Annotated in this window: 22 protein-coding genes; 8 read left to right on the top strand and 14 right to left on the bottom strand. The window is 39.9% G+C overall.

All coding sequences use genetic code 11. From position 1 onward, the window contains the following. Position 1 precedes the first annotated feature (1 nt). Positions 2–1,141, top strand: coding sequence for a trans-sulfuration enzyme family protein (locus tag M1F05_RS14620; protein WP_206082794.1), 1,140 nt, complete (start codon positions 2–4; stop codon positions 1,139–1,141). Positions 1,142–1,190: 49 nt separating this feature from the next. Further along, positions 1,191–1,535, top strand: coding sequence for a DUF3088 family protein (locus M1F05_RS14615; RefSeq protein ID WP_206082793.1), 345 nt, complete (start codon positions 1,191–1,193; stop codon positions 1,533–1,535). A 57-nt stretch (positions 1,536–1,592) separates the two neighbouring features. Here the strand turns inward: M1F05_RS14615 and dmsD are convergent, their stop codons facing one another. From dmsD to M1F05_RS14585, 6 genes are all read right to left on the bottom strand, one after another. Continuing rightward, on the bottom strand, positions 1,593–2,210 hold the full coding sequence (dmsD, locus tag M1F05_RS14610; RefSeq protein WP_206082792.1) for a Tat proofreading chaperone DmsD: 618 nt from the start codon (positions 2,208–2,210) through the stop codon (positions 1,593–1,595). A 183-nt stretch (positions 2,211–2,393) separates the two neighbouring features. Then, positions 2,394–3,251: a DmsC/YnfH family molybdoenzyme membrane anchor subunit gene (locus M1F05_RS14605; RefSeq protein WP_206082791.1), complete on the bottom strand. Its 858-nt coding sequence runs from the start codon at positions 3,249–3,251 to the stop codon at positions 2,394–2,396. Position 3,252: 1 nt separating this feature from the next. Then, the gene (locus M1F05_RS14600) at positions 3,253–3,870 is read right to left on the bottom strand and encodes a DMSO/selenate family reductase complex B subunit (RefSeq protein ID WP_206082790.1); all 618 of its coding nucleotides are present in this window, start codon (positions 3,868–3,870) and stop codon (positions 3,253–3,255) included. 10 nt (positions 3,871–3,880) lie between these two features. Continuing rightward, on the bottom strand, positions 3,881–6,307 hold the full coding sequence (gene ynfF / locus M1F05_RS14595) for a selenate/tellurate reductase subunit YnfF (protein WP_206082789.1): 2,427 nt from the start codon (positions 6,305–6,307) through the stop codon (positions 3,881–3,883). A gap of 617 nt (positions 6,308–6,924) precedes the next feature. Next, complete coding sequence (locus tag M1F05_RS14590; protein ID WP_206082788.1) at positions 6,925–7,392, bottom strand: hypothetical protein; 468 nt, start codon at positions 7,390–7,392, stop codon at positions 6,925–6,927. Between the two features lie 253 nt (positions 7,393–7,645). After that, positions 7,646–8,116: a multidrug/biocide efflux PACE transporter gene (locus tag M1F05_RS14585; RefSeq protein ID WP_206082787.1), complete on the bottom strand. Its 471-nt coding sequence runs from the start codon at positions 8,114–8,116 to the stop codon at positions 7,646–7,648. A 110-nt stretch (positions 8,117–8,226) separates the two neighbouring features. Between M1F05_RS14585 and M1F05_RS14580 the strand changes: the two genes are divergently transcribed. Both M1F05_RS14580 and M1F05_RS14575 read left to right on the top strand, forming a co-directional pair. Next, positions 8,227–9,087 carry a LysR family transcriptional regulator gene (locus M1F05_RS14580; protein ID WP_206082786.1) on the top strand — a complete coding sequence of 287 codons (861 nt, stop codon included), beginning with the start codon at positions 8,227–8,229 and terminating at the stop codon, positions 9,085–9,087. Positions 9,088–9,269: 182 nt separating this feature from the next. Then, complete coding sequence (locus M1F05_RS14575; protein WP_206082785.1) at positions 9,270–9,749, top strand: DUF4822 domain-containing protein; 480 nt, start codon at positions 9,270–9,272, stop codon at positions 9,747–9,749. A 53-nt stretch (positions 9,750–9,802) separates the two neighbouring features. Here the strand turns inward: M1F05_RS14575 and yegD are convergent, their stop codons facing one another. Next, a complete protein-coding gene (gene yegD / locus M1F05_RS14570; RefSeq protein ID WP_206082784.1) occupies positions 9,803–11,155 on the bottom strand; it encodes a molecular chaperone in 1,353 nt (450 codons plus the stop codon). 174 nt (positions 11,156–11,329) lie between these two features. On the opposite strand from yegD, the gene M1F05_RS14565 reads away from it, so the two are divergent. Further along, positions 11,330–11,596, top strand: a complete 267-nt coding sequence (locus M1F05_RS14565; RefSeq protein WP_206082783.1) for a GDCCVxC domain-containing (seleno)protein — start codon at positions 11,330–11,332, stop codon at positions 11,594–11,596. A gap of 149 nt (positions 11,597–11,745) precedes the next feature. Here M1F05_RS14565 and M1F05_RS14560 read toward each other — a convergent pair whose 3' ends face one another. The 7 genes from M1F05_RS14560 to nrfA all read right to left on the bottom strand — a co-directional run bounded on the left by M1F05_RS14560 (position 11,746) and on the right by nrfA (position 19,058). After that, a complete protein-coding gene (locus tag M1F05_RS14560; protein ID WP_206082782.1) occupies positions 11,746–12,144 on the bottom strand; it encodes a hypothetical protein in 399 nt (132 codons plus the stop codon). A gap of 315 nt (positions 12,145–12,459) precedes the next feature. Then, a complete protein-coding gene (nrfF, locus tag M1F05_RS14555) occupies positions 12,460–13,503 on the bottom strand; it encodes a heme lyase NrfEFG subunit NrfF (RefSeq protein WP_206082781.1) in 1,044 nt (347 codons plus the stop codon). Then, entirely contained in the window at positions 13,496–15,355 is a 1,860-nt protein-coding gene (locus M1F05_RS14550; protein WP_206082780.1) for a heme lyase CcmF/NrfE family subunit, read from the bottom strand. The genes nrfF and M1F05_RS14550 overlap by 8 nt, the downstream gene beginning before the upstream one ends. Positions 15,356–15,379: 24 nt before the next feature. After that, a complete protein-coding gene (nrfD, locus tag M1F05_RS14545) occupies positions 15,380–16,336 on the bottom strand; it encodes a cytochrome c nitrite reductase subunit NrfD (protein ID WP_206082779.1) in 957 nt (318 codons plus the stop codon). After that, positions 16,333–17,004, bottom strand: a complete 672-nt coding sequence (gene nrfC / locus M1F05_RS14540; RefSeq protein WP_206082778.1) for a cytochrome c nitrite reductase Fe-S protein — start codon at positions 17,002–17,004, stop codon at positions 16,333–16,335. Before nrfC ends, nrfD begins: the two co-directional genes overlap by 4 nt. Beyond that, on the bottom strand, positions 17,001–17,570 hold the full coding sequence (gene nrfB / locus M1F05_RS14535; RefSeq protein ID WP_206082777.1) for a cytochrome c nitrite reductase pentaheme subunit: 570 nt from the start codon (positions 17,568–17,570) through the stop codon (positions 17,001–17,003). The genes nrfC and nrfB overlap by 4 nt, the downstream gene beginning before the upstream one ends. A 48-nt stretch (positions 17,571–17,618) precedes the next feature. Further along, positions 17,619–19,058, bottom strand: a complete 1,440-nt coding sequence (nrfA, locus tag M1F05_RS14530; protein ID WP_206082776.1) for an ammonia-forming nitrite reductase cytochrome c552 subunit — start codon at positions 19,056–19,058, stop codon at positions 17,619–17,621. Between the two features lie 812 nt (positions 19,059–19,870). Here nrfA and napF point away from each other — a divergent pair. From napF to napA, 3 genes are read left to right on the top strand one after another with little or no spacing between them, the layout of a single operon-like run. Further along, positions 19,871–20,362, top strand: a complete 492-nt coding sequence (gene napF, locus M1F05_RS14525) for a ferredoxin-type protein NapF (protein WP_206082775.1) — start codon at positions 19,871–19,873, stop codon at positions 20,360–20,362. Further along, complete coding sequence (napD, locus tag M1F05_RS14520; RefSeq protein WP_206082774.1) at positions 20,352–20,630, top strand: chaperone NapD; 279 nt, start codon at positions 20,352–20,354, stop codon at positions 20,628–20,630. The genes napF and napD overlap by 11 nt, the downstream gene beginning before the upstream one ends. Further along, positions 20,611–23,097, top strand: coding sequence for a nitrate reductase catalytic subunit NapA (gene napA / locus M1F05_RS14515; protein WP_206082773.1), 2,487 nt, complete (start codon positions 20,611–20,613; stop codon positions 23,095–23,097). The genes napD and napA overlap by 20 nt, the downstream gene beginning before the upstream one ends. The last annotated feature ends 2 nt before the right edge of the window (positions 23,098–23,099 follow it).

Here is a 23,099-nt window from a genome sequence, read left to right as displayed (position 1 = left end):
TATGAAGATTAATACTAAAGTTATACACGGTTATCCAATGACGGATAAGTACACGGGAAGTTCATCTATTCCGTTATATCAATCGTCAACTTACTCGCAAAGTAATATTGAAGAAAATTACGCGTATATTTATTCGCGTTTTTCAAACCCAACCCGTGATGCACTAAGCGAAGCTATTTGCTCAATTGAAAACGCACAATTTGCTGAGGTTTTTTCATCGGGCATGGCTGCTATTAGTGCAGTTTTATTAGGGTTTAGCCAGGGAGATCACATTGTTGCCTGTAAAAGTATTTATGGTGGCACTTTTCAGTTAATGACTGAGTTTTTACCTCGTTACGGTATTTCAGTGACATTTGTTGATGCGACAGATCCTAAAAACTATGCAGATGCAATACAAGAAAATACTAAGGCATTTTACATTGAAACGCCATCGAACCCGACACTGCAAGTAACAGACTTAAATGCGGTCATTGGTTTGGCAAAAAAGAATAATTTAATCACTGTGTGTGATAACACATTTATGACGCCGTTATTGTCGGATGTGATTTCGTTAGGTATTGATTTCTCGATTAATAGTGCCACTAAATTTATTAATGGGCACAGCGACGTTATTTTAGGAACCGTTGCAACAAATAATGCCGAATATGCCAAATGGTTACACAAATCAGCGGTTGCTATAGGCAGTATTGCTGCACCATTTGATAGTTGGCTGACCATGCGCGGTTTAAAATCAATGGCAATGCGTGTTGAGCGTTCCAGTGAAAATGCACAGAAGCTTGCAGAATATCTTAACCAGCATTCGAAAGTAAAAAAGGTGTTTTACCCAGGCTTGGTTTCACACCCAAATCACCAGGTTCATATGCAGCAATCCAAAAATGGCGGAATGGTCGTTTCGTTTGATTTAGGCAATGAAAAAAATGTGAAATTATTTTTAGATGCGATTCGTATCCCATTGGTCGCTGTTAGCTTAGGGGGAATTGAGTCAATTATTTCTTATCCTAAGATTATGTCCCATGCCTGTATTCCTAAAGAGGAACGCATTGCACAGGGAGTAACGGATGGGTTGCTACGTTTTTCAGTTGGCTGTGAAGACATTAGTGACTTATTAGCTGATTTAGATAACGCACTATCAACGTTATAACCTGAAGGCTTATTTTTCATCTTTATTCCTTACAAAAATGGGTATCACAATGAAATGTAAATTGTATCTTTTAGATATGGGTTTTTCAGATAAAAATTATCAAGATGACACTTTTTTTTGCCCAGACTGCACAATGCTAGAGGGAATACTCGCTAAAAACCCGAGGTTATCCAATTTCATTGATGTAAGTTATCTGCCTTTTGAGAAACCACGAGAAGAATTAGTGGATATGTGTGGCGAGGAGAATCAATCTTTACCTGCTTTAATATTACCAGAGGGGATAACGTCTTCTTATCAAACTGGAGTGTATAAAAACACGTCTTATATTTCTGACTTAAGCCAAATCATTGCGTTTTTAGTAGATACTTACCATATACCTAAACAGCATCCATAATAAAAACAAGCACCCTAATATTCTTTAGGGTGCTTGTCATTGAATAAATAATGGAAACTATAGATAAAGCTCTTTATTCACCGGTGTCAATTGAGCTTCTTTCTGCAAGTATTTTAAGGTTTCTGTTGCTAATAACGCAGTAGCTTCATAAAAGTTATTACCGCTTTGTAATTGCATTTTTTCCAAATAACGATATACCCAAGGTAAGAAATGAATTTCCAATAAATCATTTAGCAATTCAGGCTTATTTTGGATAACCCACGCTGTTAATAAGAACAATAAGCCAACATGGTCTTCTGGTTCATTGGCATTCAATTCAATATTAATTTGGTTGTTACGTAGCCAAGCTCTTAACTCAAGGGTAGAAATTCCAAATAAAACATTTTCTTTATCGAGATAAACAGAACCCCAAGGCGGAGCAGGGAGTGCATTAGGGCCAATAAATAATCGCTCATAGGCCTCTTTTAGCGTTTCAGATTGCTTAGTATCACCTTGAAATAACTGATTAATTCGTTGGCAATCATAATGAGCGGTGAGAGGCCACTCGGTTAACCATTCACTGGTGCTAAATAGCTCAATGAGTCTGCTAACTCGAGGGTCTGAAGGGTCATAGGAAAAGAGTGCGCCTAAAGTTTGGGTGCACAGTGACATGTCATCTAATTGTTTTTGTTCCATACTGATTCACTTCGTCTTTTAATTTTACTAAAAATTTTTAACCATTTGAGTTTCAAATGAAATAAAGGGTGGTTTTCGATTGTACTTGTTTATGGAAATATCAACATATTGATTTAACCATCGTAACGAATCATCAGATATTTGTCGACGAGAAGAGGGGGATATCCCCCTCATGAAGAGCACTTAACCTACCACTGCCATACCAACAGTCATATGTAATCCGTAGAAAATACCCCGACCAATAAGTTCACCAAACATTACAAATAAAACAGCAATGAATAAGCTGATAATTGAGGGATTTCTCATCTTAATATGAGGATAAAGCCAAAAAGCTAAACCAAGGAATAAACAGATAGTTCTCCATCCCATTAATGATGCGTAGTCAGGTACTAGTTGACTGGCTTTTTGCACAGAGCTTTGAATTGAACCAAGTTCATATCCTTGAGCCGTGACTAAAATACAGCTAGCTATTATGCCGATAATACTGATGAGCGCAAAAGAACGTACCCGACTAATGTCATAGCTGGCTATACGCAATAAAAAAGCAGCTAATACAGGGCCTGCTATTAAGCTAGTTAAAATAAATTGCAAACTACCATATTGATTAAACCAGGTTGGTACTGTTTCAATTTGATAAACGCGAGAAATTGCATAAATAAAAAATGCAGCAGCAAACATGGTGATCATTAACCAAATTTGACCAAGTGATCGAGGCATTTTTTTGAAAAATGAAATAAGCCAATATAACCCGCCTAAAGCAAAAAAGAGGGAGCCGCTGACAATTTCATTACTTAATGCAGAATGTCCTACACGTATCATCGAATTAAAAGCGCGTAAGGGTGAACCCATATGTAACATGGATAATAAAAAGCCGATACCCATTAATAACCATAATCCGAACATACTCATCACGATTTGGTGATGCTGTTGCGCGGAAGGTTTAAGTTGTAAAACAAGCGCCATTAAAATAAAAGCGCCAGCGACTGTTTGTCCGATAACAGTAAAGAGTATTAATGGATATTCATGTAAGCCAGCACCCATTTTATACCTCCTCCGGATTTGCAAGATAGCCCGTAGTATCACCAACGGGGCGACAATTATTATTAAGGTTTAAAACAATATTCGGTTTGGTGTAATGTGCAGGTGGAAGAGGGGCAATTTCATTAATGTTGCCGTATTTTGCTCGCAATTCATCGATAGGGCCAAAATCCAACGCGCGTAACGGGCAAGATTCAACGCAAATCGGTTTTTTACCTTCAGCAACTCGCTCAAAACAGCCATCACATTTGGTCATGTGACCTTTTTCTGCATCAAATTGAGGTGCACCGTATGGACATGCCATATGGCAATAACGGCAGCCAATACAAACACTTTCATCGACAACAACAAAACCATCTTCACGTTTATGCATTGCGCCACTTGGGCATACTTTAGCGCAGGCAGGATCATCGCAATGATTACAAGAGATGGACAGATAGTAGGAAAAAACGTTTTGTTGCCAAGCACCATTTTGTTCAGTCCAATCCCCACCGGCATACTCATAAATACGGCGAAAGTGAACATCCGTTGATAAATTTTTGAAGTCTTTACAAGCGAGTTCACAGGTTTTACAGCCCGTACATCGTTGTGTATCAATATAAAAACCATATTGTTGTGACATATCGGGCTCCTTACAGTTTTGCGATTTCGACTAAGTTAGTATGTTGCGGATTTCCTTTCGCAAGCGGTGATGGGCGCTGCGTTGTTAGAACATTAATACATCCGCCTTGGTCGACTTTTGCACCAAACATGTCAGCATCTAACCATGCACCTTGCCCCATCGCAGTTACGCCAGGCATAATCCGCGGTGTGACTTTGGCAGGAATATGCACTTCCCCTCGGTCATTAAAAACTTTAACAATATCACCTTGTTCAATGCCCCGAGCTTTAGCATCGATAGGGTTAATCCAGATTTCTTGGCGACAAGCTTGTTTTAAAATATCAATATTACCGTAGCTTGAGTGTGTTCTAGCTTTGTAGTGGAAACCTGTCATTTGGAGTGGATATTTCTCGCTTAATTTATCTTGATGCCCTTCAAACCCTTTGGCATAAATTGGCAATGGGTCGATAATATCATCTGGGGATAGCTCCCAATTCTTTGAAATTTCAGCAAGAGCTTCCGAGTAGACCTCGATCTTTCCTGATGGCGTTTTCAGTGGGTTGGCCTGTGGGTTATCACGAAATTCTTTAAAACCAATGACATGTTCATCAGGGCATTTGTGTTTGAAAATACCCACTGTTTTCATCTCTTCATAAGTTGGCATATCAGGGAAGCGTTCGCGGCTTTTTTCGCAGAGGTATTTAACCCATTCATGCTGAGTGCGACCTTCTGTAAAGGTTTTTTCAACATCTGGACCTAAGCGTTTTGCAATTTCAGATAAAATTTCATAAATTGGTTTGCGCTCAAATTTAGCACTGGTGGCGGGTTGCCCTAAAATCATATAGGACATATTCCCAGCTGATTCACTCGGAATTAAATCTTCTTGTTCAGTTGGCATTAAATCAGGCAATAAAATATCGCAATATTTTGCCGATGCGGTCATAAAATGGTCGATGCCGACAATCATTTCGCATTTACTGTCATCTTGTAAAATTTCATGAGTGCGTGCAATTTCGCTATGTTGGTTAATTAACGTATTACTGGCATAGCACCATAAGAATTTAATCGGTACATCCAGTTTATCTTTTCCTTTAATGCCATCGCGAGTGGCGGTCATTTCAGTTCCACGTTCAATCGCATCGGTCCATGTAAACACCGAAATTTGCGTTTTTACAGGATTATCAAGCATAGGGAACCATTCAACGCCTGAATCATAAGTGCCTTCACGGCAACCTGAATTTCCTCCGCTAATCCCTACATTACCTGTAATAATGGCGAGCATTGCAATGGCTCGTACAGTTTGCTCTCCATTTGAATGGCGCTGAGGCCCCCAACCTTGAACGATATAAGCGGGTTTGGCTTGCCCAATTTCACGTGCGAGTTTGATAATTTTATCAGCGGGGATCCCTGTAATAGTCGAGGCCCACTGTGGTGTTTTAGCTATGCCATCAGCACCATCACCTAAAATATAGGCTTTATAATGACCATTACGTGGAGCGGAAGCTGGCAATGTTTTTTCATCGTAGCCTACGCAATATTTATCAACAAAATCCTGGTCAACCATGTCTTCTGTGATAATGACATAGGCTAATGCTGCTGCTAAAGCACCGTCAGTACCTGGACGTATTGGTAACCACTCGTCTTCACGACCTGCGGCGGTGTCGTTATAACGAGGATCAATAACAATCATTCGTGCATTTGAGCGCTCACGAGCTTGCTCGACATAATAGGTAACTCCGCCGCCACTCATTCTAGTTTCGGCTGGGTTGTTGCCAAACATCACGACAAGTTTAGTATTTGCGATGTCATCGGGGCTATTGGCTTCCTGAGAACCATATAGGTAGTTCATACCTGCACGGATTTGAGCGGTACTATAACTACCATAGCGGCTTAAAAAACCACCACATGAATTCATTAAGCGATAAGGGACATTAGAGTTGGTGATGTTGCCACCATCAACACCCGTTCCATATAAAACGTGTACAGCCTCATTACCATAATTTTTCAATGTGTTACGTAAGCTATCGCCAACGATATCGAGTGCTTCTTCCCATGAAATTCGGGTAAATTTACCCTCACCTCTTTTACCCACTCGTTTCATTGGGTATTTCAATCTGTCAGGGTGATTCATACGACGGCGAATTGAACGGCCACGTAAACAAGCACGTACTTGATGGTTACCATATTCGTCGTTACCCGTGTTATCAGACTCAACCCAAAACACTTCGTCATCTTTGACATGTAAACGAAGTAAGCAGCGGCTTCCACAGTTTACAGTACATGAACTCCAAACGACTTTATCCTCAGAGAAGTTTGTTGAAGAGGAGGCATTCATTGCTTTTGCATTAAAAGGAAGAGACAAACCACCCACAGCTGCAAATAGTCCGCTTGCAGCTCCTGATTTCACGACATTACGTCTTGAAATAGGGCTATTTAATAATTTATTTTTTATCTTCATTGTGATGACCTTTATGACCATACTAAATATATGGTTTTCAGGAAATCATCTTACTATTTGATTAAGATGATTTGTTGCGTCATATCAATGAATTAATATTTTATTGGTTGGTAACTTATTGATAATAATTAATTTTCATTAAAAAATATTAAGTTTCCAATCTATTGATAATAAATGATTTTAATTGAATCTTGGTTGGGGGAGTACGATTATTTTGTTAATAATAACTGATAGATGAAAAATGTTTCTCTATTTTTAATTCTTGAATGCGAAATAGAGAAATATTTTATCTGTGGATGAAAAAAATAGTTATCTTTATTTATATGATGTGATTTATCTAATGAAAAATATTTTCATTATTTTAACATAAGTTTCTAATTGAATTTATTATTCGTGAGTTGGCTTGTAATTATTAAGTTTAATGGGAATGAGTTTTATTTTTAAAATTAATTAAATTCAATATTCAGTATAAATGATTGTGCCAAAATTTTCGTGAGGCTAATCGGCTAATAGGTTTTTTGAGATGCGGGGTAACTAAAAAGGCTCAGAATAGTTCCTAAGCCTTGAGCATGATTAGTGTGTGATAAATCGAAATAGTGTGTTAATAACGAATTTTCTTATTTTGTTTGGCTCCGGATTAAGTGTTGTTCCATTGCATAAATCATTGAAGGGGACTGGTTGTTGTGGGTAAAACTTAATGCAACAGCTGCTTTTTCATGGGAATCCATGTCTGAAAGAGATTTGCTAACCCCTGAAATTTTATTAGAAGGTAGTTGGTTTGCTTTAATATGCGACTCGATAATATGCAAAATAGCGGGCGACGTATTATTTTCAGTGGAATTTAATGTGGTTATGGCTTTTTCATGAATGTTCATTTGTGAAAAAGGCTTAGCCACTCCATTGATGCCACTTTTAGGTAAATTTGCGGCCTTTGCATGGGCCGCGATTGCCGCTTCATTTGCATAAGATGTGTTATTTTCATTAAAGCTTAATGATACAATTGCATTTTCATGTGCGCGGATATCGGCTTGTGCGCTCATGTGAAAAATTAAAAAAAATGCTGATGAGATAAATATTTTTTTCATTTAAATACCTTTAAACAGTTTAGCCAGCTAATATTGGCTTGTGACTTTAAGTGTTTGTTTCTTTAATGCGCTAAATATAAGTGATGAAAAGCAAAGGGAAAATTGACATTTCTGCAAATGTTGAATGCAAAAAACGCATCTATTAATTAATAAACGGAATTTTTTTGCAATTATAGAGATGGATAGTTTGGGGAAATAGAAGAGAAAACACAGGTAACACCGAATATATCGATATCCGGTGTTACTGGGCGAATTAAGTACGTTTTACGATAGGATTAGCAGCTTTGGCGTGTTTTTCTTGATGTTCAAACCAACGTACGCGTAAAACATCATATACCAGATTAAATGCATACGTATAAAATAAGAAAAAAGTAAAAAAGCCAACTTCTAAAATAAAGGCATCCCATAGGGTCATGTTTAATAATAAAGCCAACATTGGGACACCTAAGATAACGAAACTAAGTTCAAAACCAACGGCGTGGCCAATACGTACTTTTGTAGATCTTGGTCCTTTTGATAAAGGCCAAAAATGGTCAAACAGCATGTTATAAAATAGGTTTAATAACATGGCGAGTGTGGAAAGTACGATAGCCACTGTTCCCATTTGGAAAATTGAGCGTCCTAAAACCCACGCACTGACCGGTGCAGTTATTGCTATTGCAATGACTTCGAATGAAACTGCGTGAAAAACTCGTTCAGTTAATGTTTTTGTATGCTTGCTCATAACAACCTCAAACTTATAGCAAAATAATGTATTAGTAAAAAAACAGGTGCAATTATTGGTGATTTTTACTATATATACAAAATGGCAGCCATCGATAAAACCGATACCTTATGAATTATTCCATTGAAACATTACGTACCTTTGTAGAAGCGGCATCGTTAAAATCATTTTCTGCGGCGGCAAGGAAGCTCAATAAAAGTCAGTCCACGATTAGTAGCACAATCAGTGGTTTTGAGGATGATATGGGCTTTGTATTATTTGACCGTCAAGGGCGTGAATCGACGTTAACGTTGGCCGGGAAAAAAGTGCTGAGCTTGGTTGAAGATATATTATCAGCTGATGAGCGCTTGCAAGCATTAAAAGTCGAGTTATCTCCAGATATTGAGCCACAATTAAGTTGTGCTTTTTCGGATATTTATCAGCCACCTCATGCTGAGCATATTCTCACAACACTCAATAGACAATTTCCGCATATCGAATTTGAATTTCTAATTGCAGAAAATAATGCGGTTATTGAGATGATCCAAAATCAGCAGGCCCATGTTGGAATGATAGAATCAAGAACTGAATACCCCGCGGATATTTCATATTCACGGTTACCTATTCAAGGTGAGCTCGGATTATATGTATTAAAAACACATCCTTTAGCGCTAGTAAAAAAGGTGACTTACCAACATTTAACGATGACTCGTCAGTTACGTTTGAGTAGCAGTAGTCAAATTATTATTAATAGCGAGAAAAACTGGTTAGCACCTAACTATTTATTGTTATTGGAAATGGCGGAGCAAGGTATTGGCTGGGCTATTTTACCCACATGGTTAGTTAAACAATTTGGCCATGATGTGTTAGTTAGCCTTAATTATGATTTGTGGCCACGAAAAATCGATGTTGATTTAGTTTGGTCTAAAAATACGCCACCTGGAAAAGCAGGCTATTGGTTAATCAATAAGCTACTTGAGGAAAAGGTTTAAATAAATATTTTTTAGTTTTGTTATTGTGGGATTTTTATGTCATTTTTAGATTAAAAAACTAAATATTGTATGTAACAAAATGTTTTCATGTAAATAAACGTAATACTATTTTGATAATAAGACTCATGTCGTTAACCTAAATAAAACAAGTTCTGTTGTTAGCGTTAATTGAGAGGAAGAAAATGAAAAAATTATTAGTACCTACATTATTTGCTGTTGTATCTACTATGTCATTTGGTATTCATGCCGCTACAACTCAAGCTGTGAGCCAAGCTCAGAGTGCGGAGCATAAATTAAATGCTTATGAAGAAATAATGGTCGGTAAAGTTTGGACAACCACGGAAGCGTTGGATCAAGACAAAAAAGCAGTAAGTGCTGATGATAAGCAAGTCGCTAATTTCTTTGGCTTAGCTGAGTATTACCCTGATGGCACATTTAATATGACCACTTTCGATGGCAAACCGAAAATGAAAGGGGATTGGTCATTTGATGAAAATGGAAAAACTCGCTCATTAACGGCGAAAAATGATAAAGGTGAAGTATTATTTACCCGTGTTGTTGAAAACGTCACAGTAACACCAGAAGAATATACTTACCGTATTTACCCTGAACAAGATAGCAAAGATAAGTACTTTGATATTGTCCATAAAGTAAAAAAATAGTTTCTAATTAATGCCGCTTAATGCGGCATTAATTTTAGGCAAGTTATCGTTTTTTATTTAAAACAGGTTTCTGCCCAACGTGCTAATCCTGCCGTGACAGAGCCAAAATCGTCACCTTTTACAATAGGGATATTTGGCAGTTCCTGAGCAATAGCTTGGTGTAGTATCGGTGAACGAGCACTTCCTCCGGTGACAAAAACAGCATTTGGTTGTACGCCACCTTGAATTACGGCTTCTTTGACTAGTTCAATCATTTTACTTTTTGGTGATTCAATAGATTCAACCATCTGATCTTGCTGAATATTCACTTCTAACGCTTCATTCATTAAGGCTATTTGAGCCAAATACTCAGGGCTATTTGATAAGGCAATTTTGGCTTCTTCAGCTTTACGAACAAGGCTATAGCCCAATGTTTGGTTATAGACTTCGAGCAAGCGCGCAATTTTTTCAGGTTCTTTCGCATCTTGCTTTAAACGCGTAAGTGCCAATAAGTTCGGTCTTGAATAAAATTCTTTTTGTGCTTCGACATTATTAATGGCTATGGGATTCCAAAATTGCAAAAATGGCATTTTTAACCCGGATGATGATTGGCTCTCCATGCCAAAAAGCGGCATAAGTTGTTTTAAAGCGAGGTAGATATCGAGATCATTCCCACCGACACGTTGGCCACTGTGAGCTAATAATGATTGGGTTCTGTCTTCTGAACCACGGTAACTTGGCCCCATTTGAATTAATGAGCAATCTGTTGTTCCGCCACCGATATCAACGACTAAGATTATTTGGTCATTATTTAACGTTGACTCATATTCTAAACCTGCCGCAACGGGTTCGAATTGAAAAGCAATATTATGAAAACCTGCACGTTTTGCCGCGCGGTATAAAATGGCTTCTGCTTGTTGATTGGCTGTTTCACCACCACGGCCATGGAAGTTAATAGGGCGTCCAATAACGGTATCTGTAATTGGATTGTGTGTACTTATTTCGGCGGTGTCTTTTATATTGCGCATCATGGCGCAGACAAGATCTTCAAAAAAACTTATTTGTGTTTCATGTAAACCAGAAGCTCCTAAAAATGACTTTGGTGATTTGACGTAATAGACATCACGAGGATCCCGTAAATATAAATCTAACGCAGCTTGACCGAATACAATGTCTTCAGGTACTAACTCAACACCTTCTTCTTGGTTAAATGCCATTGATCTTCTTAAAATTTGTTGTCCAATACCATCGGAAGGTGCAATCTTGCAATGGCGAAATAAATGTTCAGAAACGGACTCTCTCGTTGGCGCGCAAAGAGTCGATGGAATATAAGCCTGCTCACCTTCTAAAGGCAGCAATTTAGGTACGCCATTTTCCATTATCGCGACAGCGCAGTTGGATGTTCCATAATCAAAACCAATAAACATCTCATCTCCAAAAATTAAGTGACCAAAGAAAAAAAGGGGGAAGACTTTATATCAAGCAGATTAGAATTACTATCAGAATAGTAGTTTTTAGCTTGATCTGTTCTTAGCTCAAGGAATTTGTAATGAAGAAGGGCTATTCTTATGAAAATAAAACGCGGATGTTATGGAGCTAAAATGAGTCATAAACAGATAGAATTAATATCAGTGATCACGTGCCCTGAGTGTAGGAAATCTGAAGCGGAAGAAATGCCAACAAATGCATGCCAATGGTTTTATGAATGCAAGCACTGTGGTGTTTTATTGAAGCCATTAAAAGGGGATTGTTGTGTTTTTTGCTCTTATGGTTCAGTTAAATGTCCACCGATCCAAGAGGCCGAAATTAATGGCTCGTCTTCTTGTTGTTGCTCAACCGTTAAGCTGACCAATAAAAAGCCCATATGAAAATATGGGACTCTAATTTGTTATCAACTATCATATAAATGAAGTGCAGTTATTGACATTAGATATAAATCCTATATTTAATTTATATCTATTTCATTTTTTCTTTTAAGTTAAATTTATAATAAATAGAATTAGATATTTACGTTTTGTTAACTATTGCAGTATTTATTCCAAATGATATTAAATTCATCGTTTGGAAATTCTTTTTCATCACTATCGATTAATGGAATAGAAACGACATTACGTCCATCTTGATGTAGGTATGTTTTGACAATAAATCGCTTAAAACTGTATGAGTTTTGGGTCGTGAAGATAAGAACTTCACCACAAACATACCCGAGCATGCCATGATCTAGTGTTTCTCTTATTTCATGATATTTAACGTTTTTATACTTTGCTGTCTTCGGGAATGCTAAAAAGTCCTCTACTGCTTTTTGTGATTTAGAGACAATATCTAAATCAGGAGTATAATTACTCGCAACGCCGCCAATAAAGGAGACGCCAGCAATAAGGCCTACGACTAAAAATGAAAATATTTTATTTCTCATAGTATTTATTTCTATATGTAGTTATTTTAATTATCCTTAATAAACACACAAACAGGAAAATGCATATAAGCAGTATATGTAGCTATATGACTATATTAATTACGGTTTTGTACGTATGTGTATTAAGAAATGCTGATTTTATTAAATCTAGCATAAATTTTTTTTAAGTAATATAGAAAGGAAATAATGACAATCAATAAGAAACGAAAAATTACATATTTAAATAGATTGTCATTATTTTGCTAGTGACAATTTTACTTAGTGATAGATTACCATGTATTAATACCTAGCGTTAGTAATATTAGAATAAATTTATTATTGTTTATTATTCATGATATTTGCCATTTGAATTGCTTCAATAAGTTGTGCTCGATTAATTCGTGGACTATTACTATCGAGTAGAGTTTGCCAAATTTGAATAGCTTTATCATAGTTTGCATTCATAAACGCATCGGAAGCAATTAACATCAACGCAGTGACTTCATTATTATCAAGGCTAAGTGCCTTGTTGATAACGGCTAATGTCTCATCAGTGAGGTGCTGGCCCGCTTGATAATATAAAACAGTGGCGATAGCGGAGTACAGTTGTGCATTTTCCCCCGTGTATTTTAGTGCTCTCTGGTAGGCAATTAACGAATTGTCATAACTATTCTGGTATAAATAATACTCCCCAAGTACGGCCCAAAGTTCACCGTTTTTAGGTGATTGGCGAATATCATTTTGTAAGCGTAATAGGTCACTTTGTTCTTGTTCTAATGGCGTGAAGGCATTTATGGGATCTGAAATGCGTTGATATTCATTATAAGCTAATTGAAAACGGGGTAATAAAAAATAGCTTGCGGTGATCCCTACGACCAATACGATGAGTAAAGCATTGAGCTTACGATTCCATGTATTAAGGTTTGGGTTTATTTTAGGCATCGTCAGTAATTGTTCTGATGGGGTTATTGATGATTGTGTCGACGCCTGTTTTCTCTGTGTGCGGAGAGCGCGTATTAGGTAGTAAGAAGTCAGACAAAATGCAAAAAAAGGCAATAACCAAAGAATGGCGGTAGTAAAATTGACGGGTGGGTTGTACAGAACAAAATCGCCATAACGTTCCCTCATATATTGCACTATTTGGGGTTGGTTTTTCCCTTCGGATACCATTTTATAGACTTGATGGCGCATACTGACGGCGGTAGGGGCGTTAGACTCTAATAGGTTTTGATTTTGACACTGAGGGCAGCGTAGTTGTGCAGCAATCTGTAAAGAATACTCTTGTTCTTCAGCACTGTTAAATTGCCATGTATCGACAATTTGTGCATTCGCTACGGTTGAAATACATAATAAAAATAGGGCACGTAAGAGATTAAGCATATTTTTTTCGCCCTCGTATCCAGCCAAATAAGAGTCCTAGGCACATTAATATGCCGCCGCCCCATATCCATTGAATGCCATCTTGCACATAAAAGCGCATTGCATAATGTTGATCACCGGTCTTTTCACCAAGCACCACATACCAATTACGTAACCATCCCCAGTTAATGCCTGGTTCAATCATTAATTGCTGACGAGCAAGATAAAAACGGCGTTCAGTAATTAAATTATGTTGAAATTGGCTCTCTTGAGTAATGTGAATAATAGCTTTTTCAGTGGTGTAATTAGGCTGTGCCGCGAGTTGTAAATCGGCAAATTTGAATTGATAGCCTGCTAATGTGATAGTTTGTCCAACCGCCAGATTAACACTAGTTTCTTGGCGGCTACCGATTGAAAATGCAATACCCGCAGCAAAAATAACTACGCCAGTATGTGCTAATAAAGCAGGGAGTTGTTGTCGGATAATGTAGAAAGGTTTTAACCATAAAACCAATAAAACAACAGTTAATAAACTACACGCCGTAGCAATAATAATACCATGTGCCGCTAAAACTAGGCCAAGTAGTAAGCCGAAAAATGCAATATAAAGAATACGACGTTTTTTTGGATTTGGATTAAATGCACTTAATGTAATTACCAGCAACATTAAAATGCCAAAGGGCAACAAGGTCTGGTTGAAGTAAGGAGCACCAACCGAAATTTTCCCCCAACCAAATAACGTATAAATCATCGGGTACAATGTGCCTGTAAGCACAATAAATAACACAGCGACAAATAGGATTAATGTGAGTAATAAATAAACGTCACGCTGTGTTTTGCTTTGTGTTGCATTGTCAGTAGTTTTGGCTTTCCATCCGTAGATAAGTAAGCAGGTTAGGCTTAAAAAACTGAATAATATAAAGAGGGGGACGGCTCTCACATTATCTAATGCGAAGGCATGTACAGACATTAAAATACCAGAACGAACAATCAGGGTTCCTAATAAAGAGAGAATAAATGTGGCTATTGCCAATAACATAGACCAGTGGCGATAAAGCCCATTTTTTCGTGATGCAGCTAAGCTATGAAGCAGTGCGGTGGCACTGAGCCACGGTAGTAAAGAAGCATTTTCGACTGGGTCCCAAAACCACCACCCGCCCCAGCCTAATTCGCTATAAGCCCACCAAGAACCTAGAATGATACCGAGAGTGAGTATGCACCAACTTGGTACTAGAAAGCGCCAGCACAACCAAGCTGTTGTTGTATTAAATGCATCTGATAACAGTGAGCCAATGACTAAAGCACAAACAATAATTAAACCGCTATAACCTAAATAAAGCAGCGGAGGATGCAAGATTAACCCCCAATGTTGCAGCATTGGGTTGAGATCTCGCCCTTCAATTGCAGGTGGAAAAATACGAGCAAAAGGGTCGGAGTACAGGACGATAAACAGCAATAAAGCCGCATTAATGACCGCAATTAGGGTGAGTGTTAATGAAAATAATGGGTGTTTTTGCTGGCGATAGCGCCACGCAAATAAGGTGCTCCAAGCTGAGATAAACAATAACCAGAGGAATAATGACCCTTCGTGCCCGCCCCAAACGGCGGCAATTTTAATGGATAACGGAGAGAGTCGGTGGCTATGTTGAGCAACATAAACCACCGAAAAATCACTGTTAACAAAACTGATGGTTAAACAAATATATGCACTGAGTAATAGGATAAACTGCAAAGATGTCCAAAACACGTTCTGAGGCATTTGCCTCGGAACGTGTCTGAAGTGACCAATAAACCCAAATAGTGCTTGAAAACTGGTGAGACCCAGAGCCAGCACAAGGCAGATGAAACCCACTTCTGGGAGTATTAGTTCCAATTATCACCTTTAATCTTGAATAAATTATGCAACCGTTAATTGCCCTGCGTATAGCACAAAGAAACGCAGGCAAAATACGCCGAATAAACTCGAACCACTGACCAGCAAAATTCTTGTTGCACGATGGCTTTTATCTACCCATTTTTTTAAGCCTAATGGGATAATAAAGCCGAAGCCAACCACACCAATCCAGAACCACCATGTCCAGAAACCACCGCCTAGTGCAGCAATTAATGAACGAATTTTACCGTCATCACCTAAGGCTAAGCCGACAAAAAAGGCCGCCAGTAGGAATATCTCTAACCAAATCACAAACCCTTCTACACGGTGTAAAAAGGTTGATTCTGGATTATGAATATTTTTGCGGTAGCGTAACGCTAATGCTATTAATGACACGGCAATTCCTGACGATATTCCAGAAAATAGGAATAAAGCGGGTAATAATGGATTGTTTAAGAATGGATAGGACTTTAAGGCAGACAGTAAGAACCCCGTATAGGCGCCCAGTAATACTGCTAAAACCAGCATGATAATATCGAGAAAGCGCATAGCTTGAGTAAGCATCGCGAGTACACGAGGAATTATGCTGAGTTTCGGTAGCCATTTTTGTTGCAGGCTAATCAGTTCTGTCTCATAGATTTTAGCCAGCCATACCACTAAGACCGCCATATATACTTGGAATAGCATTACCCCCATCGACATGACGGAAGTTGGACTGTAATGAAACATCAATTTCCAAAACGTCCATGGACGTGTTAAATGGAAAATCAAAATTAACAAGCCCAGTACAATGGTGGTTGGTGCTAAAATTAGCGTAGTACGCATTAGAGTACTGTTACTACCAGCAGCGTTAGGGTAGTACTGGCGCAGTAACACGGCCAATACAACTAGACCTGCAGAAATACCGATTAAAAATAGGTATACCGCAATAGGCCAGTCCCAAACCAGTGATTCAAAATGGAAAGCAGAAGCGGTTGTCATTGGCTAACCTCCCCATATTTGAATGGGACTCGGTACATTTTGGGGTGAGTACCGAGTGCGATTTTGAATCGATAAGTGGGTTTTTCCTTTAGCATCAAGGAAATATCACTCTTAGGATCATCTAAATTACCAAATGTAAGTGCTTTGGTTGGGCAAGATTCAACACAAGCAGGTTGCTTGCCATTTTTTAGATTGGTTTTTCGACAAAAATCGCATTTATCCGCTGTTTTATTGACAGGATGAATAAACCGCACACGGTAAGGGCATGCCGCGATACAGTATTGGCAGCCCACGCATAAGTCAGGATTGACATCAACAATGCCTGTCGTTTTATCGATAAAAGAAGCACCTGTTGGGCAGACGTCAACACAAGGTGCACTTTCGCAGTGTTGGCATGAATGGCGAAAGAAGCGATATTTGATATCTGGGAACTGTCCGATGGGTTCACTACGAATAATGGTTAACCGTGAAACTCCCTCTGGGACTTGGTTAACCTCACGGCACGCATCCATGCATGCCGTACAGCCGATACACAAATTTTCATCGTGGATCATGCCGTAGCGAACGCCGTCTATTTTCATGGTATTCGCTAGAGTTTGGCCAGCTATTCCTCCTACCGCCGCCAGTGCTCCTGAATAAATAATGAATTGACGACGAGAACAACTCATGGCTGCTCCTTACGCAATTTCACCGCTGCTGGGTTGAAAGCAGGGTTATCGCGCTGCTCAGAGTGGCAATCAACACAAATCTTCACCTTGCCTTTATCGGTCAGGACCTTCATCGTATCTTGTTTTGGATGGAGGTCATGGCAACTGGCACAGGCCACTTTTGTCACGTGGACATCATGGGGCCAGAACGCTTTTTGCAGTTGCTCTGGTAAGTGACAGGATAAACAGACGCTGTTTTGTTGTTCCACGGTGTACATTGGGTTGTTGAAGCGCATAACATCTTTTACGCCTTCGCGGTGATCAGGCCCAGGATTACCGTGGCAGTTGGTGCAAGTCACTGGTAAGTTATTGTTTGGATTGACCACTTCTGAGTGCGTGCCGTGCATGCCTTCTTTGTCTGGTTTGTGGCAATCCAAGCATGCGCCATCAGCGCTGCGTTGCTGTGTGACAACCCAACGGCCATTAGCATTTTCCTCAGCAAGTTGAGGTGTAGCGGAGGCGGCAGTTGCCCATAATAAGCCTGTTGCCAGCACCCCAGCAGTGAATAACGAACGTAGTACGCTCATAATTACTCCATTGGTTGTATTGCCCCTTATCATCGGGGCAAATGACGGTTATTTGGCTAATAGGTCATTTTTACGAGCTTGTTCATCCCATTGAGGTACAACAGTTTTTAAGAACTCTTGTTTCTCAGCATTGATTTTTTGCATATCTAAACCAATGGCTTGTTGCGCTTTTTCTTTGGTGGAAATGTCTGGGATGGCAATTTCATGGGTGATGCCTTTCGAACCGAGCAAACGAGCAAGTTTGGTACGCGCATCAGCGGCTTTATCCATTGCGCCACCTAACATACGCAAACCTTCATCAGGCGCATGCATATGGATACCGTGAGACGCAATCGCTAAGTCCCAGCGCCATTGTGCATGACGAATGTCGGTTAAGATTGGTTTCATTTCGTCTTCGGTTGCACCTGCATCCCATGCGGCTTTCGCCTCAAAGTGAGCACGAACTAACTGATCTTCCACTTTGATTTTCATTTCTTGGATAGCGTGTTTACGCTCTGCGACGACATCTTGCAGCTGTTGTTTGCTTTGTGTGTGGCAGTTACTACAGGTTTGCTCGAAATTATCGAACGGATTACCAATTTTATGACTGGTATACAGTTCGCCTTTTTCGTTTTGTAGTTTCGGCATGTGGCAATCAATACAGGTCACATTATTTTTGCCATGAATACCTGCACTCCAGGTTTCATATTCAGGGTGCTGTGCCTTTAACATTGGTGCTTTGGATAGTGTGTTTGTCCAATCAGAAAAACCAATGTTGTCATAGTACACTTCCATCTCTTCGACTTTGGTTCCGTTATCCCATGGGAATTTAACGGCTTTTTTATCGCCAGAGAAATAGTACTCAACGTGGCATTGACCACACACCATGGATTGTTGGTCGAAACGACTGGCTTTATCGAAAGGCTTGCCTATGGTTTCCATCGCGCGCTCTGCATAAGGGCGTGTCAGAGTTAGCTCGGGTTTTCCTTTCGCAAAGTCAGGGGAATCAGTTTTGTGGCAGTCACCGCAACCGAGAACGTTAACGACTTCTGGGCCACCTTTTGCCCATTTGCCTTCAAAATAGCCATCTTCACCATGTTCTTGGATAAGCCTTGCAACATCGGGGCTTTTACAGCTCCAGCAAGCCATTGGTAATGGGCCATCTTGTGCATCTTTTGGTGCACCTGTGCGCAATGTTTCGCGTACATCAATGATGGCATACGCATGACCCCGCGGTTTGTTATAGTCACGGGAGAATGGGTATCCCGCCCAAAGAACGACTAAACGCGGGTCTTCTGCGAGGGCATCTTCGCGGTTCGCTTGTTCAGAAGTTGCTCGCCAAGAGTGATATTGGTCTGGATGAGCGGCTTCGAAAGTTTCATTTCGTGTATTTATTGTGGAGGTACCATCCTTAGTCGGAGTAGGGGTTTGTGCATGAACAGAGGTAAAGAGAAATATTCCTGCCACTAGACTCAGTAAGCACAGTACATTATTTCTTATGTTTGCCATAAAAAGGGCCTCGAGTAATGTGAGCCAACCATCCCTTCATTTTTCGAGCGACTATTTTAGGGGGGTATATCAGCTCGAACGATTTTGGGTATTTTTTGTTATATAGGTTTGATAGCAAGCAGATGGATGCTATCAAGACATTGCCAACTTATATGTGTAACAAAAAACCACACAAAAAATATTGTTTTTGATCAAAAGATAATTTGGATTAAAGAAATAGAATGCAGATAAATAATAAATACGGAGTATTAAAGAAACTGCTATAGTTATTAATGACTGGTTTTAAACTGATCACTTAGGATAATAATTTAGTAATGATTCTTATTTTTACCAACACAATTTGTTTTATTTAGTTATTTGATTTTTAAGAATAATATTTTTAGGTGTAATCCTTTTTATATTTCGTAAATTAAAATAAGAAATAAATCGTGCGTAATATCAAAAAACTTGCAATTATTTTTTTCTAAAATGACATTGTATCTACCACTTTAGTGGTAGTTCTTGGTGTTAATTTAAACTTGCAACATTAAAACTCACGATTAAATTAAATATCTATATTGAATGATTGTTAAAAAATAATTAAAAAACTGTCGGTATTCCCTGTTTTGAGTCATTCTGATGTTCAAAAGTTATCAAGAATTCGAATGCGGTGATTTTCCGTTGTAAGTGGTGTTATTACTCCTTTTACCTACTTGGTAGTATGTATTTTTCTAACCTCTATCGTTAATATTTCTCATAAATAATACACATATAAAAACTGCGGTTTATCAGTACTTTTTTACGATTTTGTTGGCAATGTAAAGGAAATCAACATGGTTGATCTCACCCGTCGGGGAGTATTAACTGGTGCGTGGCGTAATGCCGCTCCAGTGGTTCGACCGCCATGGAGTGGTAGTGAAGCGCACTTTATTGAAAAGTGTACCCGCTGCAATGCTTGTGTAGAAAGTTGTGAAACAACAATTTTATACGCTGGCGCAGGTGGGTACCCTGTTGTCGATTTTAAACGTGGCGAATGCACCTTTTGCTACGCGTGTGCGACCGCCTGCCCTGAACCTATTTTTCTGCCACAACAAACCCAACCTTGGGATATCACCGTTTCTATCGGTCAGAACTGCCTTGCGTTTAAATCTATTGAATGTCGCCGTTGCCAAGACAGTTGTGAGCCTGAAGTTATCTCTTTTCGTCCGTCACTGGCAGGTATTTACCAGCCAAAAATAGAAACACAAGGCTGTACAGGCTGTGGTGCCTGTGTTGCAGGCTGCCCTGTATCAGCCATTACCGTGGAGCATGAACATGCACAGTAAATATCAAGTGTGCAGTTTGATTGTACAAATAAAAAGCGAACGAATGTCTGCTGTGACCGAAAAAATAAATCAGTTTCCGAACTGTGAAGTGGCGATTAGCGCCCCTGAAAATGGAAAACTGATTGTCGTTGTTGAAGGGCAAGGCAGTAAAACGTTGTTAGATACTATTGATTTAGTACGCGATATCGAAGGCGTGCTAGATGTTTCGCTGGTGTATCACCAGCAGGATGAGCAAGGTGAGGAAGATTATGAAACTCAGTCGTCGTAGCTTTATGAAAGCCAATGCGATAGCGGCCGCTGCTGCGGCGGCAGGTATTGGCACTCCCAGTATTGCCAAAGCGGTTGTCGGTCAACAAGAAAGTATTAAATGGGACAAAGCCCCTTGCCGTTTTTGTGGTACAGGTTGTGGCGTTCTTGTTGGCACTCAAAATGGCCGTATTGTTGCGAGCCAAGGTGATCCTGAAGCCCCTGTAAACCGTGGCCTGAACTGCATCAAAGGCTATTTTTTACCGAAAATCATGTACGGAAAAGACCGTTTAACGCAGCCAATGTTGCGCATGAAAGATGGCGAATATGACAAAAATGGTGAGTTCACACCGATCACGTGGGAACAAGCGTTTGATGTCATGGAAGAAAAAGTCAAAACCACTTTAAAAGAAAAAGGGCCAGAAGGGATCGGCATGTTCGGTTCAGGCCAATGGACTGTTTGGGAAGGTTATGCAGCTTCTAAACTGTTTAAAGGTGGTTTTCGTTCTAACAACTTAGATCCGAACGCGCGTCACTGTATGGCGTCAGCAGTAGTGGGTTTTATGCGTACTTTTGGTATGGATGAACCGATGGGTTGTTATGATGATATTGAGCACGCAGATGCTTTTGTTCTGTGGGGTTCAAACATGGCTGAAATGCACCCTATTTTGTGGTCTCGCATTACTAACCGCCGTTTATCTAACCCAGATGTACGTGTTGCAGTGTTGTCTACGTTTAAACACCGTAGCTTTGAACTTGCCGATAACGGCATTGTATTTACGCCGCAGTCTGATTTGGTGATCCTGAACTATATTGCGAATTATATTATTCAAAATAATGCAGTTAATCAGGACTTCCTGGATAAACACGTTAACCTACGCCGCGGTGCAACAGATATCGGTTATGGCTTACGCCCAACTCACCCATTAGAAAAAAGCGCGAAAAATGCAGGTTCTGATGCCTCTGAACCAATGACATGGGACGAATATAAAGCCTTTGTTGCGGAATATACCTTAGATAAAACTGCGGAAATGACTGGGGTACCAAAAGACCAGTTAGAAGAGTTAGCGAAGCTGTATGCAGACCCGAAAACCAAAGTAGTTTCTTACTGGACTATGGGCTTTAACCAGCACACCCGCGGAGTTTGGGCAAATAATCTTGCGTACAATCTGCATTTATTAACGGGCAAAATTTCTCAACCAGGCTGTGGTCCTTTCTCCTTAACAGGCCAGCCATCAGCCTGTGGTACCGCGCGTGAAGTGGGGACGTTCTCACACCGCTTACCTGCGGACATGGTGGTCACTAACGAAAAACACCGTGAAAAAGTGGAAGGTGTTTGGGGATTACCTGCGGGCACCATCCCAGAAAAAGTTGGTTTACACGCCGTTGCACAAGACCGCGCCTTAAAAGACGGGAAGCTAAATTTCTACTGGGTCATGTGTAATAACAACATGCAAGCGGGCCCAAATATCAATCAAGAGCGTATGCCGGGATGGCGCGATCCGCGTAACTTTATCGTGGTATCTGACCCATACCCAACTGTCAGTGCATTGTCCGCTGACTTAATCTTACCTACCGCGATGTGGGTAGAGAAAGAAGGGGCTTACGGCAACGCAGAGCGTCGTACCCAGTTTTGGCGTCAACAAGTTCAAGCGCCAGGTGAAGCAAAATCTGATTTAATGCAGATGGTGTTATTTTCTAAACGCTTTAAAACGGATGAAGTGTGGCCTGAAGAGTTACTGGCGAAAAAACCAGAACTACGCGGTAAAACCTTGTATGACGTGTTATTTGCCAACGAAGCTGTCACTAAATTCCCAGTGACAGAGTTAGCAGAAGACCAATTAAACGATGAATCCCGTGAGTTAGGCTTTTATTTACAAAAAGGCTTATTTGAAGAATATGCAGGTTTTGGTCGTGGACATGGTCATGACTTAGCAGACTTTGATGCTTACCACAAAGCTCGCGGTATTCGTTGGCCAGTAGTGGATGGCAAAGAAACCCAGTGGCGTTATAGCGAAGGAAATGACCCTTACGTTAAAGCGGGTGAAGGTTATCAATTCTACGGTAAACCTGATGGCAAAGCGGTTATTTTTGCACTGCCGTTTGAACCCGCTGCAGAAGCGCCAGATAAAGAATACGATTTGTGGTTATCAACAGGGCGTGTTCTTGAACATTGGCATACTGGCAGTATGACGCGTCGTGTGCCTGAGCTTCACCGCGCTTTCCCTGAATCATTAGTGTTTATGCACCCACTTGATGCGAAAGATCGTGGATTACGTCGTGGCGACAAAGTCAAAGTGGTTTCTCGCCGTGGTGATGTGACAACGATTGTTGAAACTCGCGGCCGTAATAGACCTCCAAAAGGTTTGGTGTACATGGCATTCTTTGATGCAGCGCAATTAGTGAACAATTTAACACTGGATGCGACTGACCCACTTTCGAAAGAAACGGACTACAAAAAATGTGCCGTTAAACTGGAAAAGGTGTAATT

This window comes from Providencia sp. PROV252 (genome assembly GCF_033676005.1).
Taxonomy (GTDB): Bacteria; Pseudomonadota; Gammaproteobacteria; order Enterobacterales; family Enterobacteriaceae; genus Providencia; species Providencia vermicola.
This window is presented reverse-complemented; position numbering and strand designations above follow the sequence as displayed.

Excerpts from the sequence above, each read along its gene's own strand:
- M1F05_RS14620 (WP_206082794.1), top strand. The coding sequence starts at position 2 with ATGAAGATTAATACTAAAGTTATACACGGTTATCCAATGACGGATAAG.
- M1F05_RS14615 (WP_206082793.1), top strand. The coding sequence starts at position 1,191 with ATGAAATGTAAATTGTATCTTTTAGATATGGGTTTTTCAGATAAAAAT.
- dmsD (WP_206082792.1), bottom strand. The coding sequence starts at position 2,210 with ATGGAACAAAAACAATTAGATGACATGTCACTGTGCACCCAAACTTTA.
- M1F05_RS14605 (WP_206082791.1), bottom strand. The coding sequence starts at position 3,251 with ATGGGTGCTGGCTTACATGAATATCCATTAATACTCTTTACTGTTATC.
- M1F05_RS14600 (WP_206082790.1), bottom strand. The coding sequence starts at position 3,870 with ATGTCACAACAATATGGTTTTTATATTGATACACAACGATGTACGGGC.
- ynfF (WP_206082789.1), bottom strand. The coding sequence starts at position 6,307 with ATGAAGATAAAAAATAAATTATTAAATAGCCCTATTTCAAGACGTAAT.
- M1F05_RS14590 (WP_206082788.1), bottom strand. The coding sequence starts at position 7,392 with ATGAAAAAAATATTTATCTCATCAGCATTTTTTTTAATTTTTCACATG.
- M1F05_RS14585 (WP_206082787.1), bottom strand. The coding sequence starts at position 8,116 with ATGAGCAAGCATACAAAAACATTAACTGAACGAGTTTTTCACGCAGTT.
- M1F05_RS14580 (WP_206082786.1), top strand. The coding sequence starts at position 8,227 with ATGAATTATTCCATTGAAACATTACGTACCTTTGTAGAAGCGGCATCG.
- M1F05_RS14575 (WP_206082785.1), top strand. The coding sequence starts at position 9,270 with ATGAAAAAATTATTAGTACCTACATTATTTGCTGTTGTATCTACTATG.
- yegD (WP_206082784.1), bottom strand. The coding sequence starts at position 11,155 with ATGTTTATTGGTTTTGATTATGGAACATCCAACTGCGCTGTCGCGATA.
- M1F05_RS14565 (WP_206082783.1), top strand. The coding sequence starts at position 11,330 with ATGAGTCATAAACAGATAGAATTAATATCAGTGATCACGTGCCCTGAG.
- M1F05_RS14560 (WP_206082782.1), bottom strand. The coding sequence starts at position 12,144 with ATGAGAAATAAAATATTTTCATTTTTAGTCGTAGGCCTTATTGCTGGC.
- nrfF (WP_206082781.1), bottom strand. The coding sequence starts at position 13,503 with ATGCTTAATCTCTTACGTGCCCTATTTTTATTATGTATTTCAACCGTA.
- nrfD (WP_206082779.1), bottom strand. The coding sequence starts at position 16,336 with ATGACAACCGCTTCTGCTTTCCATTTTGAATCACTGGTTTGGGACTGG.
- nrfC (WP_206082778.1), bottom strand. The coding sequence starts at position 17,004 with ATGAGTTGTTCTCGTCGTCAATTCATTATTTATTCAGGAGCACTGGCG.
- nrfB (WP_206082777.1), bottom strand. The coding sequence starts at position 17,570 with ATGAGCGTACTACGTTCGTTATTCACTGCTGGGGTGCTGGCAACAGGC.
- nrfA (WP_206082776.1), bottom strand. The coding sequence starts at position 19,058 with ATGGCAAACATAAGAAATAATGTACTGTGCTTACTGAGTCTAGTGGCA.
- napF (WP_206082775.1), top strand. The coding sequence starts at position 19,871 with ATGGTTGATCTCACCCGTCGGGGAGTATTAACTGGTGCGTGGCGTAAT.
- napD (WP_206082774.1), top strand. The coding sequence starts at position 20,352 with ATGCACAGTAAATATCAAGTGTGCAGTTTGATTGTACAAATAAAAAGC.
- napA (WP_206082773.1), top strand. The coding sequence starts at position 20,611 with ATGAAACTCAGTCGTCGTAGCTTTATGAAAGCCAATGCGATAGCGGCC.